The sequence below is a fragment of the Massilia solisilvae genome, from assembly GCF_024753215.1.
In the GTDB taxonomy this organism is placed as follows: Bacteria; Pseudomonadota; Gammaproteobacteria; order Burkholderiales; family Burkholderiaceae_D; genus Telluria; species Telluria solisilvae.
In genome coordinates this window covers 216,003-231,784 of the sequence record NZ_JANUGV010000003.1, presented here as the reverse complement: position 1 = coordinate 231,784, position 15,782 = coordinate 216,003, and the positions used below count along the sequence as shown (strand labels likewise).

Below are 15,782 nucleotides of genomic sequence, written 5' to 3'. Positions count from 1 at the left end.
CCACGCGTTCAAACATGGCGTGCACGAATCGCAGGCCCGCTCGGTGGCGCGTCCGTGCCCGGCTTGGTTGAACGCGTGGGCAGGAAACCTGCCCACCCTACGATCATTTGCAGTACAGCCGGTCGATGGCGTGCGTGTCGGCCAGGTAGTGCCGCGTCTTGTACGACAACGCGCAGCGGTAGGCGCAGTGCGGGTCGTTCTTGACCACCACCTTGAACCCGCCGTCGTTACCCGGTGTGTGCGGCCCGCCTGCACCGCCCCTGAACAGGTAGTTGGAGAGCGGTGGCGGCGGCACGAAGCTGGCCGTCGGCAGTTCCGGAGGCTGGTGCAGCAGCCCGCCGTTGTTGCCGATCGTGAGGCTGAACGTGCGCAGGTGCGGGTGGTCGATCGTGTACAGGATGTGCACGTTCTCGCCCGACACCGGATTGCAGGCATTGGTGCGCAGTTCCTCCAGGTCCAGCGCCAGCACCGGCGGCGTGTTGTCCAAGACGATGGCGCCCAGCGTGTCGGTCGCCAGCGTGGCCAGCGAGGTGGCGTCGCGCACTTCGAACATGAGTCGGTAGCGGCGCACCGGCTCGCGCTCGGCGTTGGTGAGCGCGCGCCCGGCCTGCGACAGCGGCAGCCCGCCCGGCATGCGCAGCGGATGCGCGCTGGTGATGGCCGGCGTGTTGAGCGTGAACAGGTCGAAGGTGCGCAGGAACTTGTCGGTCTCCACATAGCGGATCGCGTTGGTGCCGTTGCGCATGTCCACCACCACCGCCTTGCCGTCCACCTTGATCCAGCCGTCCGCCCCCACGTCCGCCGGGCCCACGATGACCGGCGCCGAATCGGCCATGCCGAGGGCGTTGGTGTAGAACAGGTAACCGACGTGGGTCGGCAGCAGCTGGGTGACCGGCACCATCGTGGCCGGCGGCACGATGGGCAGCGCAGCCGGGTCTTCGGTGCCGCCCGGCCAGCCCCACTCGCCAATCAAAAAGCGGTATTCGACCGAATGGGCCAGCTCGGCCGCATTGCGCAACGGGCAATTGCCGCGCAGTCGCACGGCGCCGCCGAACACGTAGGATTCGGCGGCGGTGCCGGCGTAGCCCTCGGCCGAAAAGCCGGTCGCCGACGGGAACGGGTGGATGTCGAACACTTCCACCTCCTGCCAGTGCGGCGTGGTTTCGACCGAGCCCGGGCGCACCTGGTCGGAACACAGATTGACGCACAGGCACGGCCCGGCATTCTGGCGCCCCGGCTTGCGGCCGTCGAGCTGGGTTTCGGTCAGGATCGCCATGCCGCCCAGCTCGGCGGTGAAGTACACGTCCGGGCCGCCCACCCATTCGATGTTGATCAGCGGCGAGAACGGCGTCACGCGGAACTTGGCGCTGGTGTAGTCGATGCGAAAGCGGCCGGCGGCATCGGTCACTGCGGTGCCCAGCGTGTCGTCCTGCCACCAGTCGGCATCGTAGGCGCTGATGGTGGCGCCGCCAATCGGCTGGTGCGGCTCGGCGCAGGTGGTCAAGCGCCCGCAGATGGTCCAGGCGCCGAACAGGCTGCGGATATAGCACCAGATACGCTGCGGCAGGCAGTAATCCCAGACGGCGACATAGCCGTCCTGGTTCTGGCGCCAGCGCGGCTGCAACGTGGTGATCGAGAACTGCAGTGGTTCGCGTTCCGGCTTGCCGGCGTGCCCAGGCACGTCGGTGACGAGCACATCGATCTCGAACGCCTCGCCCTTGTAGTTCTCCTTCTCGCCGAGCTGGAAGCTGAAGTTGCCGTCGGCGTCGGCCTGGGCCTCGGCCAGCAGCGCCACCGCCTTCTGCCCGGCCTCGGCGGCCGGCAACAGCGCGAACGTGTCCTTCGGCTGCGCGGCGGCGCGCGCGGTCACCGTTTCCAGGTCCTGGTTGCGGTACAGCCGGACCGTCACACCGGCCAGCCCTTCCTGGCAGTCATCGCAAATCAGGCCGCACAGTCTTCCGCGAAAGGTATATCCCATGGCCGTTCTCCTGTTAAGAAAGCAGCCATTTTGTTCCCCAAGCAAGCTCATCTATTGAGCCAGCTCAAACCCCCGTTGAGTGTTGCCGTTTTGGCACAGCGGCTACCCGATCTGGATCCAGGTGGTCTTCAGTTCGGTGTACTTGTCGAACGCGTGCAGCGACTTGTCGCGCCCGTTGCCGGACTGCTTGTAGCCGCCGAACGGCACGGTGATGTCGTCGTTGTCGTACTGGTTCACGTGCACGGTGCCGGCGCGCAGCGAGCGCGCGGTCTGGATGGCCTTCGTCATGTCGGCGGTCCAGACGGCGGCAGCCAGGCCGTAGGGCGTGGCGTTGGCCTGCCGTACCGCCTCGCGCAGGTCGGTGAAAGCGAGCACGGACAGCACCGGGCCAAAGATCTCTTCGCGCGCGATGCGCATGCGCTGCTCCACGCCGTCGAACAGGGTCGGCTCGACGTACAGGCCGCCGGTGTCCTGGCGCGCGGCGCGGCCGCCCGCCAGCAGCCGCGCGCCCTCTTCCTTGCCGGACTCGATGTAGCCCAGTACGGTCTTCATCTGGGCGTGGTCGACGATGGCGCCCATCACGGTCGATTCGTCCAGCGGATCGCCCGGCGCGAAGCGGGGCAGCAGCGCCAGCGCCTTTTCCATGAACGCGTCCTTGATCGACGCCTCCACGAACAGGCGCGAGGGCGCGTTGCAGCTTTCGCCCTGGTTGAAGTAGATGGAGCCGACCGCGGCCGCCACCGCGGCATCCAGGTCCGGGCAGTCGGCGCACACGATGTTGGCGGACTTGCCGCCGAGCTCGGTCCAGGCGCGCTTGAGGTTGGACTGGCCGGCCATCTGGATGATCTGCTTGCCCACGCGGGTGGAGCCGGTGAAGGCGATGCAATCGACGTCCATGTGCAGGCCGAGCGCGCGGCCCGCATCGTCGCCAAAGCCGGGCAGCACGTTGAACACGCCGGGCGGGATGCCTGCCTCCAGCGCCAGCTCGGCCAGCTTGAGCGAGGACAGCGGCGCCTTTTCGGACGGCTTGAGCACCAGGCTGTTGCCGGCGGCCAGCGCGGGGCCGATCTTCCAGGCAGCCATCAGCATCGGGTAGTTCCACGGGATGATGGCCGCCACCACGCCCACCGGCTCGCGCGTGATCAAGGCCAGGCTGTCCTCGGGGCTGGGCGCGACCTGGTCGTAGATCTTGTCGATCGCCTCGCCGTACCAGCGGATGCAGTTCTGGGCCAGCTGCACGTCCACGCTGCGGCTGTAGCGGATTGGTTTTCCCATGTCGAGCGTTTCGAGCAGCGCCAGCTCGTCGCGGTGCGCCAGCATCAGGTCGGCCAGCCGCACCAGCACGCGCTTGCGCTCGGCAGGCGGCTTGCCGGCCCAGCGCCGGTCCTCGAAGGCGGCCCGGGCCGCCGCCACCGCGGCGTCCACGTCGTCCGGGCCGCAGCGCGCCACTTCGGCCAGCTTGCGTCCGTCGATGGGTGAGATACAGTCAAAGCGCTGGCCGGTGCAGGAATCCACCCGTTTTCCGCCGATGAAGGCGCGGGCGTCGATCTGCAGGGATGCGGCACGGTCGTGCCATGTTGGCGTTGCCATACGGTCTCCTCCCGGGCTGGACAGAATCGTGCTGTCAATATACCAAAACCCCGCCCACGGCCGATTTTCGCAGCTATAATCGCCCAATTTTCTAGCAGCAACCAACCGCCCGGTGGAGCAAGCAAGCCAAATGAACCTCACCCTGATCACCTGTGTCGTCCTGTACCTGCTCGGCACGCTTGGCCTCGGCGTCTGGGCCGGCTCGCGCATCAAGAACACCAGCGATTTTGCGGTGGCCGGCCGCAGCCTGCCGCTGGTCATGGTCATCACGACCACCTTCGCCACCTGGTTCGGCGCCGAGACCGTGATGGGCATCCCGGCCAAGTTCGTGCAGGGCGGCCTGAACTCGCTGATCGAAGACCCGTTCGGGGCCGGCACCTGCCTGATCCTGGTCGGCCTGTTCTTTGCCACCCGCCTGTACAAGCTGAACCTCTTGACCATCGGCGACTACTACCGCCAGCGCTACGGCAAAGGCATCGAGGTGTTCTGCTCGGCGGCGATCATCCTGTCCTACCTGGGCTGGGTGGCGGCGCAGATCACGGCGCTGGGGCTGGTGTTTTCGGTGCTGACCAATGGCGCGATGAGCGAGACCGCGGGCATGATCGTCGGCACCCTCGCCGTGCTGATCTACGTGGTGGTGGGCGGCTTTCTGGCCGTCGCGCTCACCGACTTCATCCAGATGATCGTGCTGGTGATCGGCCTGTCGATCATCGCGTTCTTCTCGGCCGACCTGGCCGGCGGCGCCGGCACGGTGGTCACGATGGCGAGCAAGGCCGACCTGTGGAAGATCCTGCCGGAGGCGAAATTCACCGACCTGGCGTTCTTTCTGGCCGCGGGTGTGACCATGATGTTCGGCTCGATCCCGCAGCAGGACGTGTACCAGCGCGTGATGTCGGCCAAGGACGCCGGCACCGCCAGAGCCGGCGCCGTGATCGGCGGCGCCAGCTACATCCTGTTTGCCGCGGTGCCGATGTTCATCGTCGCCTGCGCGGTGGTGGTGATGGGGCAGAACGCGCTCGACCTGGCCAAGAACGACTACCAGCGCCTGCTGCCGACCTTCGTAATGACCAGGATGCCGCTGGTGATGCAGATCCTGTTCTTCGGCGCGCTGCTGTCGGCGATCAAGAGCACCTCGTCGGCCACGCTGCTGGCGCCGGCCACCAGCTTCGTCGAAAACATCCTGAAGAACCTGCGCCCGCAGATGAACGACCGCCAGCAGCTGTTCGCCATGCGCGCCACCATCGTCGTGTTTGCGGCCATGGTGCTGCTGTACGCGATTGCGATGAAAGGCACCTCGATCTACGACATGGTCGGCCAGGCCTACCAGATCACGCTGGTGGCGGCGTTCGTGCCGCTGGTGATGGGCCTGTACTGGAAGCGCGCGACCACGCAGGGCGCGATCCTGTCGCTGGCGGCCGGGCTGTTCACCTGGCTGGTGTTCTTCCCGCAGATCTCGACGCTGGGCGCGCACTTCCCGGGGCAACTGGCCGGCCTGCTGGCCGCGTTTGCCGGCATGATCCTGGGGTCGCTGGCGCCGCAGGTGCTCAAGAACCGGCACGAGCCGCGCCACGTGGCCGAAGCGAGCGTTTGAGCGCCGGTTGAACGCGTGGGCAGAATCTGCCCACCCTACAAATGCCGGGACGCCCACGCGTCCGGCGGCGCGGGTTCAGCCACCCTTCGGCTTGCGCGCCGCGATCGCCTCCTGCAGCTCGGCCATCTTGCGCTGTTCGGCCAGCGCGCGCGGCGTGTCCCCGGTGTTCGACGGGATGTCGGGATCGGCACCCATCTGCACCAGCTGCACCGCCAGCTTCGGCTGCTGGTTGGTCGCCCACATCAGCGCGGTGGCTTGCTCGATATCGCGCGCGTTGATGTCCGCGCCGTGCGCCACCAGCAGCTTGACCAGCTCGCCGTGTCCGCCCGCGGTGGCCAGGTGCAGCGCGGTCAGCTCCAGCCCGTTGGCCTTCGCGCGGTGCGACACGTCGGCGCCCAGTTCGATCAGTTTGGTCGCGGCCTCGATCCGCCCGTCGCGCGCCGCTTCCATCAAGGGCGTAAAGCCGATCGGGTCTTGTGCGTCCAGCCGCGCGCCGGCGGCGGCCAGCACCCCAATCGTCTTTTCATCGCCCAGCCGCGCGGCCAGTCCCAGCGCCGAGCGGCCAGTGGAGTCCGTGGCGTTGACGTTGGCGCCACCGGCAAGCGCCTGCTTGACTGCCTGGGCGTTCTTGTCCGCTGCCGCCTCGAACAGCGGACGGTTACGCGCCTGCACCACCTGGCGGCGCTCCAGGTAATCGGTGTAGCGCTCCACCAGCTTCTGGTGCCCGCGCCGCAGCGCCACGTCGAGCGCGTTGCCGTGGCCGTAGAGGGTGGCGTCGATCTTGCGCGCAAGGAGCAGTTCGGCGATCGCTTCGTCCCCGTAGAAGGTGGCCCAGTTGAGCGCGGAGTCGCCCATCTTGTCGGTCAGGTTCACGTTCGCGCCCGCGTCGAGCAGCAGCTTGACCATGTCCGCATCGCGGTTGTTCGCGGCCAGCATGAGCGCGGTGGCGTTGTAATAGGTTGCGTGACGGGCGTTGACGTCGGCGCCGCGCGCCAGCAGCAGTTGCGCGATGTCGTGCTTTTTCAGCACCACGGCCAGCACCAGCGGCGGCGACTGCTTGTCGGTGCCGGCCACCATCGGCGACAGCCCGCCGTCGAGCAGCGCCTGCACCTGTGCCTGGTCCCCGGCCTTGACCGCCGCGGCCAGGTCCGCATACGTGCTCGCCTGCGCCGCGCCCGCGAAGCACAGCGCAGCCAGCGACAGCACGGCAATGGTGTTCCCGACTCTCATCCGCACACTCCTTCGATTGACATGCGCAGATTGTACCGTCAAGGATACCGAACGTAGCTGAATTATTTTGACTGGAAGGCTAGTCAACCCAGCCCCGCGCGCGCAGGTCGGCGTGCGTGAGGTCCAGGCAAAAGCGGATCCGTTCCAGCATCTCGTCGATCTGCGCACGGGTCATCACCAGCGGCGGCGCGACGATCATGCGCTCGCCCACGGCGCGCATGATGACGCCATTGTCGAACATGTGGCCACGGCAGACCATGCCGACCGCCAGCGACGGATCGAAGCGCTCGCCGTCGTGCACCGAGCTGCCCTTGCGTCGCACCAGGTCGAGCCCGGCCACCATGCCGCAGGTCTCCGCGTGGCCAACCAGCGGATGCGACGTCAAGTCCGCGAACCCGGCCTTCAGGTACGGCCCGGTCTCCTGCGCGACACGCTCGACCAGGCGCTCGTCGCGCAAAATGCGGATGTTCTCCAGCGCCGCCGCGCATGCGACCGGATGGCCCGAATACGTGAATCCGTGGTTGAAGTCCCCGCCCTTCTCGATCAGCACCTGGGCCACGCGCTCGGCCACCAGCACGCCGCCCAGCGGCACATAGCCGGAGGTGACGCCCTTGGCAAACGAGATCAGGTCCGGCGTGGCGCCCATCAGTTCGCAGCCGAACCAGCGCCCGAGCCGGCCGAAGCCGCAGATCACCTCGTCCGACACCAGCAGCACGCCGTACTTGTCGCAGATGCGGCCGATCTCGGGCCAGTAGGTCGGCGGCGGAATGATCACGCCACCCGCGCCCTGTACCGGTTCGCCGATGAAGGCCGCCACCTTGCCCGGGCCGAGCTCGAGGATCTTCTCTTCCAGCCAGCCGGCCGCCTTGATGCCAAATTCCGCTTCGCTCATGCCCTGCCCGTGTTCGGCATAGCTGGGCTGCCCGATGTGCACGATGCCGGGAATCGGCAACCCGCCCTGCGCATGCATGCCGGCCATGCCGCCCAGCGAGGCGCCGGCCATGGTGCTGCCGTGGTAGGCGTTGTGGCGGCTGACGATCACGTCGCGCTGCGGCTGCCCCATCACGTCCCAGTAGCGGCGCACCATGCGCATCACGGTGTCGTTGGCTTCCGAGCCCGAGGTCGTGAAGAACACATGCCGGAACTGCGGCGGCGCCAGCTCGGCCAGCAGCGCGGCCAGCCGCACGGCAGGCACGTTGGTGGTGTTGAAGAAGCTGTTGTAGAACGGGAGCGTGGTCGCCTGCCGGTGCATCGCGTCGGCGATGCTGTCGCGCCCATAGCCCACGTTCACGCACCACAGGCCGGACATGCCGTCGATGACGCGCTTGCCGTCCGAGTCCCACAGGTAGATGCCGTCGCCGCGCACCATCACGCGTGCGCCGCCGCGCGCGCGCAGCTGCGCGTGGTCGGTGAACGGGTGCAGGTAGTGCGCCGAGTCGAGCCGCTGCAGCGCCTGCGTGTCGTACGCCTCGGGCGCCGCGCGCGCCGTGGTCCCAGCCGTTGCGGCGCCCGGCGCCTCGTGCATCGCAGCCATGATGAACCTCCCCCGTTTCTACGAACCAGACAGGCCTTGCGGATGACTCAGACGTGCAGCAGCAGGTGCTCCCGTTCCCACGGGCTGATCACGGTCATGAACTCCTGGTGCTCGAGTTCCTTGATCGCGGCGTACACGTCGATGAAGCGCTCGCCCAGCACCTCGCGCAGCTTGTCGTCGCCGCGCAGCAGCGCGAGCGCCTCGGGCAGGCCCTGCGGCAGCTCGACCTGCATGTTGTAGGCGCTGCCCTCGACCATCGGGGTCGGCTCGATCTGCTCGACCATGCCAAGGTAGCCGCAGGCCAGCGTAACGGCCAGCGCGAGGTAGGGGTTGGCGTCGGCACCGATGACGCGGTTCTCCACGCGCCGGTCCTGCGCGCCCGACACCGGCACCCGGAAGCCCACGGTGCGGTTGTCCACGCCCCACTGCAGGTTGATGGGCGCAGCGGTGTGGCGCACGATGCGGCGGTACGAGTTGACGTAGGGCGCGACGATCGCCATGGCCGACGGCATGTAGCGCTGCAGGCCGCCGATGTAGTGGTGGAAGATGCGCGCCGGCGAGCCGTCGGGATCGCTGAAGATGTTCTGGCCGCTGGCGGCATCGACCACGCTCTGGTGCACGTGCATGGCCGAGCCGGGCTCGCCGCCCATCGGCTTGGCCATGAAGGTGGCGTACATGTCGTGCTTGAGCGCCGCCTCGCGCAGCGTGCGCTTGAAGTAGAACACCTTGTCGGCCAGGCCCAGCGGGTCGCCGTGCTGGAAGTTGATCTCCATCTGGCCCGCGCCGATCTCGTGGATCAGGGTGTCCACGTCCAGGTTCATCATGTCGCAGTAGTCGTAGATGTCCTCGAACAGCGGGTCGAATTCGTTGACCGCGTCGATGCTGTACACCTGGCGGCTGGTCTCGCCGCGGCCGCTGCGCCCGATGGGCGACGTCAGCGGCAGGTTGGGGTCGATGTTCTTGGCCGTCAGGTAGAACTCGAGTTCGGGCGCGACCAGCGGCTTCCAGCCCTTCTGCTGGTACAGCCTGAGCACGCGCCGCAGCACCGAGCGCGGCGCAAAATCGACCAGCTTGCCGTCGGCGAAATAGCAGTCGTGGATCACCTGCGCGGTCGGGTCCACCGCCCACGGCACGGTGGTGATGGTGGTCGGGTCGGCCTTGAGGATCATGTCGCGGTCGGTGCTGGAAATGGCACGCTCGAACGCAACGTCGCCGCTGGGCGAGTTGCCGGTCACGGTCATGCCCAGCACCACTTCGGGCAGGCGCATGCCGCGCTCCTCGGTGAACTTCACGCGCGGCAGGATCTTGCCGCGCGCCACCCCGGTCAGGTCGGGGACCAGGCATTCGATTTCGGTGACTCGCTTCGCATTGAGCCACTCTTCCATGTCGTTGTAAGTAAAGTTTTCGCGGATTGCCATCATCGCCTCACTGTCTGTTGATCGGGCCGCGGGGGCGCACCTGCGCCGCGCCGCGGGACGCTACGAGGGACGGGATGACACTACGGGACAGGGCGCGCCGCCCATTTTTCATAGGCGGTCATGGCCGGCTCCTGCGCTGCGCCTGGTACTCGCGGCAGGCCTGGCCGAAAGCACCGAACATCTTCATCGAATAGGGGTTGTGCGTGATGCGCCACTCGGGGTGCCACTGCAGCGCGAGCGTGAAACCGGGCGCGGTGCGCACCGAGAATGCCTCGACCAGCCCGTCCTCGGCGGTGGCCTCCACCACCAGGCCGCTGGCCAGCTCGTTCACGCCCTGCCCGTGCAGCGAGTTGACGGGAATCTCCGCCACGCCCAACAGGCGCTCGAGCATGCCGCCGGGCGCGAGCTGCACCTTGTGCGCGTCGCCGTACTGCTCGTCCAGGCCCAGTGCGGGATTTTCGCGGTGGTCCATCTTGCCCTCGACCGTCTGCACCGCCTGGTGCAGGCTGCCGCCGAGCGCCACGTTCATCTCCTGGAAGCCGCGGCAGATCGCGATGATCGGCACCCCGCGCGCGACCGCCGCACGAATCAGCGGCAAGGTGGTCTCGTCGCGCGCCAGGTCTTGCGGCAGCGAAGGATCGATCAGCTCCTCGGAATAGAAGCTGGGATGGACGTTGGAGGCCGAGCCGGTGAGCATGATGCCGTCGCACAGGCCGAGCACGGTTTCAAGGTCGAGCGCCGCGCCCAGCGACGGCAGGATCATCGGCGCGCAATCGGCCCCAAGCACGACGGCATCGACGTACTTGTACTGCGCCGCGTGGTACGGATGCTCTCCGAAGTCGCGCGTGCAAGCCGGAACGATAACGATGGGGCGCATGGTCTCTCTACCCTCGTAGTGTGACGCACACAGACCATCATAGTTGCTATCTGGTCCGAATGCGAGTAGCCATTAATGCAGATCAAGCGGCGCGCAAATATGCCGCGCGCATGGCCCGGATCTGCTATCTGGAGCGGACCTTGCTGGGCTGGGGTCCGTAACAAAAGCTTAATGGCAAGCGAGAAACCATGCCAACACAAAAGGCCGGCCGGCAGCCCGGCCTTCCGCGAGGCAACCCTAACGCGGGCTCAGCCGTGCAGCGGGGTGTAGGCGAAACCGTTGCCGATGATGGCGGCGGCGTTGGCGATATTTTCGGTGCTGTCGCTGAACGCCGTCACCAGCGTCGCCGGGCTGTTCAGGCCGCGGCTCATGGTGTCCACCCAGAAGTCGTGGCCGGCCTGGTCCGGCGCGCGGTGCAGCACGTTCTGGTACACCGAATTGACCAGGGCCTCGGCCGACGGGCTGGCGCCATACAGGTCGACCGCCTCCTTGGACGCCATGAACTGGCGCGCGATGTCGACCAGGGCCATGCCGCCATCCTTGGCGTTGATCCAGTAACCGAGCCCGCCTTCATCCGGCTCCCGCCCGAACGCAGCCTGGTACAGCCGGTACACCTGGCCGGCATCGCCATTGATGTCGAGCGCGACGTTCTTGTCGGTGAACGCCAGCCGCTCGATGCCCGCCAGGGTGTCCACGCCGTCCTTGCCGGTCAGGTCGGTGACGGTGGCCTGGCCGCCGCTTTGCGCAATGCTGTAGTTCGCACGCGGGCCGAGGAAGACGACCGTGTCGAGCCCGCCCTTGCCGTCGATACTGTCGTTCGCCGCGGTGCTCACGAAACGGTCCGCCATCGCGGTGCCGGTCTGGCCGGATGCAGCCGCCGCGGTCGCGGCGCTGGCGCTGATGGATGCGCCGCCGATGATTTTGGCGATGATGTCCTTGACCGTGGCGTTCGGGCTTTGCTGGAACAGCAGGGCCGCCAGGCCCGCCACATACGGACCGGCGAACGAGGTGCCGCCGTCGGCGCGGTAGGTGTAGCCGCCGTCCGCGTTGGGCAGGTAGCCGCTGGAACTGGCCATCACCCACGGGAACGGCGTCGCGCCCGGGGTATTGGACGACTGGAACGGCGTGGCCGCCATCGCGTCGAGGTTACCCACGGCAAGCGCCTCGCCGGTCTTGGCGATCAAGGCCAGTCCGGTTGCCCCGTAGGTGCTGAAATTGCCGCCGATGATCACGGTGAGCACGTTGTGCTGGTAGGCGTAGTGCACCGCATCGGCCACCACCGGATCGGGGCTGGCGCTGTTGTTCTGCAAGGGCATGCAAATGACCTTGGCGCCCTGGTCCACCGCCCAGCGAATGCCGCTGGCGATGTTGGTGGACGGCGAGCCATTCGACGAGCCGACCCGCACGTTGAGCAGTTGCGCATCCGGCGCCACGCCCATCGCATCCTGCCCGGCGTGCGGCGCATGGCTGGCGGCGATGATCGCGGCCACGCCCAGCGAATGGTCGCGGTAGTTGCCGTTGTCCGGCGCCGGGTTGGTGTCGTTGTCGAAAAAGTCGTAACCGCCGACGATGTTGGCGTTGACTTCGGAATTGCTGGCAATGCCGGAATCGATCACGGCCACTTTCACGCCCTTGCCGGTGATCCCCGCCGTCCAGGCCGAGGACGCGCTGATCACGTCCAGCGCCAGGTTGTTGCCCTGGGCGTTGAGCGGCAAGGTGTAGCCAAGGTCGGGCACGCCCAGCGACTTGGCCACGTTGATGACGCCATAGCCTTCCGCCGTCGACCAGTCGCCCTGCGCGGTGTGGATGATGCGTTCGGAGAAATCGGTAAATCCCGGCGTGCCGCTGCCGGTCACGTCGATGGCGCCGGCAACGGTCGGGAAGAACTTGAAGCCGATCGCGCCATCCTTGGACTTGATCTCCCATGCATGGCTGGAGAACGTCGGCTGGTTGAAGCTGGCCCCCGGCTGCACTTCGCCATACAGCTGCTCGGCGCCCGCGCGGTCGATCCAGAACACCTGCAGCACCTGGGTGCTGTGATTGGCCAGCGTGAACTGGCTCGGCGAGCCGCTGTCCGTCGAAAGGATGGAAGCCGTCAGCGGCTGGAAGTTGAGGCTGGCGCTACCGGCGGATGCAGTCATCAGTATTTCCCGTTGAAAACAAAAATTAAAAACGGGAAATACTAGCAGGATTATTGAACGGCGTGGCCCACGCCGTTCACCTCACCGCCATTACTTGCGCAAGCTGGCCAGTGCGGCTTCCAGCACCGTGTCGCGCCCCTTGCGAATGTCGGCCACGGTCGGCGCCACAGTCACATTCGGCGCGATGCCCTTGCCGATCCAGACGCGCCCGTCCGGGTAGGTGACGCTGCGTGTGCAGATGCGCGCGTGGCCGCCGCCGGGCAGGTCGAAGAACAGCGGCTGGCCGGTGCTGCCGCCGGTCGCTTCGCCGATGATCTGCCCGCGCTGCAGGATGTCGAACGCGAGCGCAAAGTCTTCCGCCGCCGAGTAGGTGCGGGCCGAAGTCAGCACCACCACCGGCTTGCTGTACTGGTGCGCCATGTCCGGCCCACGCGGCGTGTCCAGCTCCTCGTGGTCGGGGTTGGCCATCTGCCAGGCGCGGTAGGTGGGCCGGTAGTCGCGCGTGCCCCACTTGCCCGGCACGTAGGTCTTGTCGGTCAGCGTGGACAGCACGCGGTAGCCCTCGCCCGAGTTGCCGCCACCGTTGTTGCGCACGTCGATGATCAGCGCTTGCGACCTGGCGATCTGGTCGAACGCGGCAAGGAAACCGTCGGCCGCCTTGCTGTTGCCGAAGCTGTTCAGCGCCACGTAGGCCACATTGCCGGGCAGCATGCGAAACTCGAACGCCTCGATCTTCGGCGCCAGCTTGCCGTACTCCTGGAAGCTCACGCGCTTGACCGGCGCGTCGAACGCCTTGCCGGCGGCGGTGCGAAAGCTCACCCGCGGCGCCACGTCCACCGGCCCTTGCAGGAACTGGTAGCCGTACACGCGCTGGTTCATGTCATGCTCGCTGGACGCGCTCACGTAAGGCCGGATCTCGCGCTCGGCCCAGGCCTTGACCGGCTCGCCGTCCACCTCGGTGATCTCGGTGCCGCGCGCCACGCCCCTGGCCACCAGATCCGGGTCGAACACGGCGTCCACCACCACTTTTCCTTCGACCAGCCGGGTCTTCAAGAGCGGCTTGGCCCAGTCCTTGTTGAGCAGCTCGTCCGCGCCCCAGATGCCGGTGTGGCCGTCGCGCAGCTTTGCGCCAAGCTGGATCAGCACGCGGTAATACTCGGCCGTGGAGGTGGTCGCGCGCACCTTGGGCAGCGTCTCCAGGTAGAGCTTGTCCCAGTCCAGCTCCTTGAGCCTGTCCGTGTACACGAAGTTGTACTTCACCTCGGACCAGAACTTCGACAGCCCGGCCACCTTCTCGTCTTCCGGCAGGTCGTCACGGTAGGGCGAGCGCAGCGCCGCCGAGTTGAACAGGCGCGCCTCCAGCACCTCCTTCTGCTTCATCTGTTCCAGCAGCGCCGGCCAGCGCGGGTCGCCGTGCAGCGCGGCCAGGTCGCTGTCCTTTTCGGCCAGGGTGGCGTTGAAGAAGCCGTTGGCCAGCGCGCGCTGGAGCGTGCGCATCGCCTGTTCCTTCTGGCCGCCCAGTGCATAGGCGCAGGCCGCGTTGTACAGCTGGGCCGGCTGCGGCTGGCGCTCGAAGGATTGCTCGAGCAGCGTGCCGGCGCGCTCGTAGTCCCTGGACGCGAAGGCCATGTTGGCCTGCATCTGAAGGTCAGCGGCAGTTTGCGCCAGGCTGGCAGAGGCGGCAGCCGCCAGCGCGGCGGCCAGGATGAGACGTCGTGGCATCGGCAATACTCCTCGAAATTAACATGCCGGCAGCGTAAATATTGCCGGGATAGAAAGCCACGGCGATGCGACAGACTGCACAAATCCGGGAGCAGGCTGTACCGAACGCACCCGGCGGCGGGAGCAAAAAAGCACTACCATGAGCGAATTGCATGCTTATCGAACAAGGACGAGGACCCCATGCTGAACCTGAAAGACCCTTCCCTGCTGCGTCAGCAGGCCTACATCGACGGTCAATGGTGCGACGCCGAGGGCGGCGCCACGGTGGACGTGCGCAACCCGGCCACCGGCGAAAAGATCGGCACGGTGCCGCACATGGGCGCGCAGGAGACGCGCCGCGCGATCGAAGCCGCCAACGCCGCCTGGCCGGCCTGGCGCAAGAAGACGGCCAAGGAGCGCGCCGCGATTCTGCGCAAGTGGAGCGACCTGATGCTGGAAAACGCGGACGACCTGGCGGTGTTGATGACGGTCGAGCAGGGCAAGCCGCTGGCCGAATCCAAGGGCGAGATCGGCTACGCGGCCTCGTTCTTCGAGTGGTTCGGCGAACAGGCCAAGCGCGCCGATGGCGACGTGATTCCGTCGCCGTGGCCGGACCGCCGGATCGTGGTGACCAAGGAGCCGATCGGCGTGTGCGCCGCGATCACCCCGTGGAACTTCCCGTCCGCGATGATCACCCGCAAGGTCGCGCCGGCACTGGCGGCCGGCTGCCCGATCGTGCTCAAGCCTTCCGAGCTGACACCCTACTCGGCGTTTGCGCTGGCCGTGCTTGGCGAGCGCGCGGGCGTGCCGCGCGGGGTGTTCTCGATCGTGACCGGCGACGCGCAGGCGATCGGCGGCGAGATGACCGGCAACCCGACCGTGCGCAAGATGAGCTTTACCGGATCGACCGCCGTGGGGCGCCTGTTGATGCAGCAGTGCGCGCCGACGGTGAAGAAGATTTCACTGGAACTGGGCGGCAACGCGGCCTTCATCGTGTTCGACGACGCCGACCTCGATGCCGCGGTAGAGGGCGCGATCGCCTCCAAGTACCGCAACGCCGGCCAGACCTGCGTGTGCGCCAACCGCCTGTACGTGCAGGACGGCGTGTACGACGATTTCGCACGCCGGCTGGTGGCCAAGGTGCAGGCGCTCAAGGTCGGCAACGGCCTGGAGCCGGGCGTGAGCCAGGGGCCGCTGATCAACGCCAAGGCGGTGGAAAAGGTGGAAGACCACCTGGCGGACGCGCTGTCCAAGGGTGCGCAGGTGGCGGTGGGCGGCCAGCGCCACGCGCTCGGGCACAGCTTCTTCCAGCCCACCGTGCTCACCGGGGTGACCTCGGACATGAAGGTCGCGCGCGAAGAGACCTTCGGCCCGCTGGCGCCGCTGTTCCGCTTCCGCACCGAGGAAGAAGTGATCGGCATGGTCAACAACACCGAATTCGGCCTCGCGTCGTACTTCTATTCGCGCGACATCGGCCGCGTGTGGCGCATCGCCGAGGCGATCGAAACCGGCATGGTGGGCGTGAACACTGGCCTGATCTCGAACGAGCTGGCGCCGTTCGGCGGCGTCAAGCAGTCGGGACTGGGACGCGAAGGGTCGAAGTACGGGATGGACGATTACCTGGTCATCAAGTACATCTGCATGGGCGGCATCTAGGCTGGCTTCGCTACACCCGCCGCTCGATTGCGGCGGGTGTGATGGCTGTGCCCGCCCCCCCCTCCT

Annotated in this window: 10 protein-coding genes; 2 read left to right on the top strand and 8 right to left on the bottom strand. The window is 67.1% G+C overall.

The genetic code is table 11. The annotated features are described in order from the left end of the window. Positions 1 to 103 precede the first annotated feature (103 nt). Both NX773_RS14020 and NX773_RS14015 read right to left on the bottom strand, forming a co-directional pair. A complete protein-coding gene (locus NX773_RS14020) occupies positions 104 to 1,978 on the bottom strand; it encodes a transthyretin-like family protein (protein ID WP_258856941.1) in 1,875 nt (624 codons plus the stop codon). Positions 1,979 to 2,080: 102 nt separating this feature from the next. Further along, complete coding sequence (locus tag NX773_RS14015) at positions 2,081 to 3,568, bottom strand: aldehyde dehydrogenase (RefSeq protein WP_258856940.1); 1,488 nt, start codon at positions 3,566 to 3,568, stop codon at positions 2,081 to 2,083. A gap of 130 nt (positions 3,569 to 3,698) precedes the next feature. On the opposite strand from NX773_RS14015, the gene NX773_RS14010 reads away from it, so the two are divergent. Then, positions 3,699 to 5,159, top strand: coding sequence for a high affinity choline transporter 1 (locus NX773_RS14010; RefSeq protein WP_258856939.1), 1,461 nt, complete (start codon positions 3,699 to 3,701; stop codon positions 5,157 to 5,159). Positions 5,160 to 5,234: 75 nt separating this feature from the next. Here the strand turns inward: NX773_RS14010 and NX773_RS14005 are convergent, their stop codons facing one another. From NX773_RS14005 to NX773_RS13980, 6 genes are all read right to left on the bottom strand, one after another. After that, a complete protein-coding gene (locus tag NX773_RS14005; protein ID WP_258856938.1) occupies positions 5,235 to 6,389 on the bottom strand; it encodes an ankyrin repeat domain-containing protein in 1,155 nt (384 codons plus the stop codon). A gap of 79 nt (positions 6,390 to 6,468) precedes the next feature. After that, on the bottom strand, positions 6,469 to 7,914 hold the full coding sequence (locus NX773_RS14000; RefSeq protein WP_370662257.1) for an aspartate aminotransferase family protein: 1,446 nt from the start codon (positions 7,912 to 7,914) through the stop codon (positions 6,469 to 6,471). 56 nt (positions 7,915 to 7,970) lie between these two features. Further along, positions 7,971 to 9,341 carry a glutamine synthetase family protein gene (locus NX773_RS13995; protein ID WP_258856936.1) on the bottom strand — a complete coding sequence of 457 codons (1,371 nt, stop codon included), beginning with the start codon at positions 9,339 to 9,341 and terminating at the stop codon, positions 7,971 to 7,973. Between the two features lie 118 nt (positions 9,342 to 9,459). Further along, a complete protein-coding gene (locus tag NX773_RS13990) occupies positions 9,460 to 10,218 on the bottom strand; it encodes a gamma-glutamyl-gamma-aminobutyrate hydrolase family protein (RefSeq protein WP_258856935.1) in 759 nt (252 codons plus the stop codon). Between the two features lie 248 nt (positions 10,219 to 10,466). Beyond that, positions 10,467 to 12,359 (bottom strand): S8 family serine peptidase, encoded by a 1,893-nt coding sequence (locus NX773_RS13985; protein ID WP_258856934.1) that lies wholly within the window; start codon positions 12,357 to 12,359, stop codon positions 10,467 to 10,469. A 90-nt stretch (positions 12,360 to 12,449) separates the two neighbouring features. Beyond that, a complete protein-coding gene (locus NX773_RS13980) occupies positions 12,450 to 14,081 on the bottom strand; it encodes a S41 family peptidase (RefSeq protein ID WP_258856933.1) in 1,632 nt (543 codons plus the stop codon). Positions 14,082 to 14,261: 180 nt separating this feature from the next. Between NX773_RS13980 and NX773_RS13975 the strand changes: the two genes are divergently transcribed. Next, on the top strand, positions 14,262 to 15,716 hold the full coding sequence (locus NX773_RS13975; protein ID WP_258856932.1) for an NAD-dependent succinate-semialdehyde dehydrogenase: 1,455 nt from the start codon (positions 14,262 to 14,264) through the stop codon (positions 15,714 to 15,716). Positions 15,717 to 15,782 lie beyond the last annotated feature (66 nt).

Coding starts and splice junctions, on each gene's coding strand:
- NX773_RS14020 (WP_258856941.1), bottom strand. CDS start 1,978: ATGGGATATACCTTTCGCGGAAGACTGTGCGGCCTGATTTGCGATGAC.
- NX773_RS14015 (WP_258856940.1), bottom strand. CDS start 3,568: ATGGCAACGCCAACATGGCACGACCGTGCCGCATCCCTGCAGATCGAC.
- NX773_RS14010 (WP_258856939.1), top strand. CDS start 3,699: ATGAACCTCACCCTGATCACCTGTGTCGTCCTGTACCTGCTCGGCACG.
- NX773_RS14005 (WP_258856938.1), bottom strand. CDS start 6,389: ATGAGAGTCGGGAACACCATTGCCGTGCTGTCGCTGGCTGCGCTGTGC.
- NX773_RS14000 (WP_370662257.1), bottom strand. CDS start 7,914: ATGCACGAGGCGCCGGGCGCCGCAACGGCTGGGACCACGGCGCGCGCG.
- NX773_RS13995 (WP_258856936.1), bottom strand. CDS start 9,341: ATGGCAATCCGCGAAAACTTTACTTACAACGACATGGAAGAGTGGCTC.
- NX773_RS13990 (WP_258856935.1), bottom strand. CDS start 10,218: ATGCGCCCCATCGTTATCGTTCCGGCTTGCACGCGCGACTTCGGAGAG.
- NX773_RS13985 (WP_258856934.1), bottom strand. CDS start 12,359: ATGACTGCATCCGCCGGTAGCGCCAGCCTCAACTTCCAGCCGCTGACG.
- NX773_RS13980 (WP_258856933.1), bottom strand. CDS start 14,081: ATGCCACGACGTCTCATCCTGGCCGCCGCGCTGGCGGCTGCCGCCTCT.
- NX773_RS13975 (WP_258856932.1), top strand. CDS start 14,262: ATGCTGAACCTGAAAGACCCTTCCCTGCTGCGTCAGCAGGCCTACATC.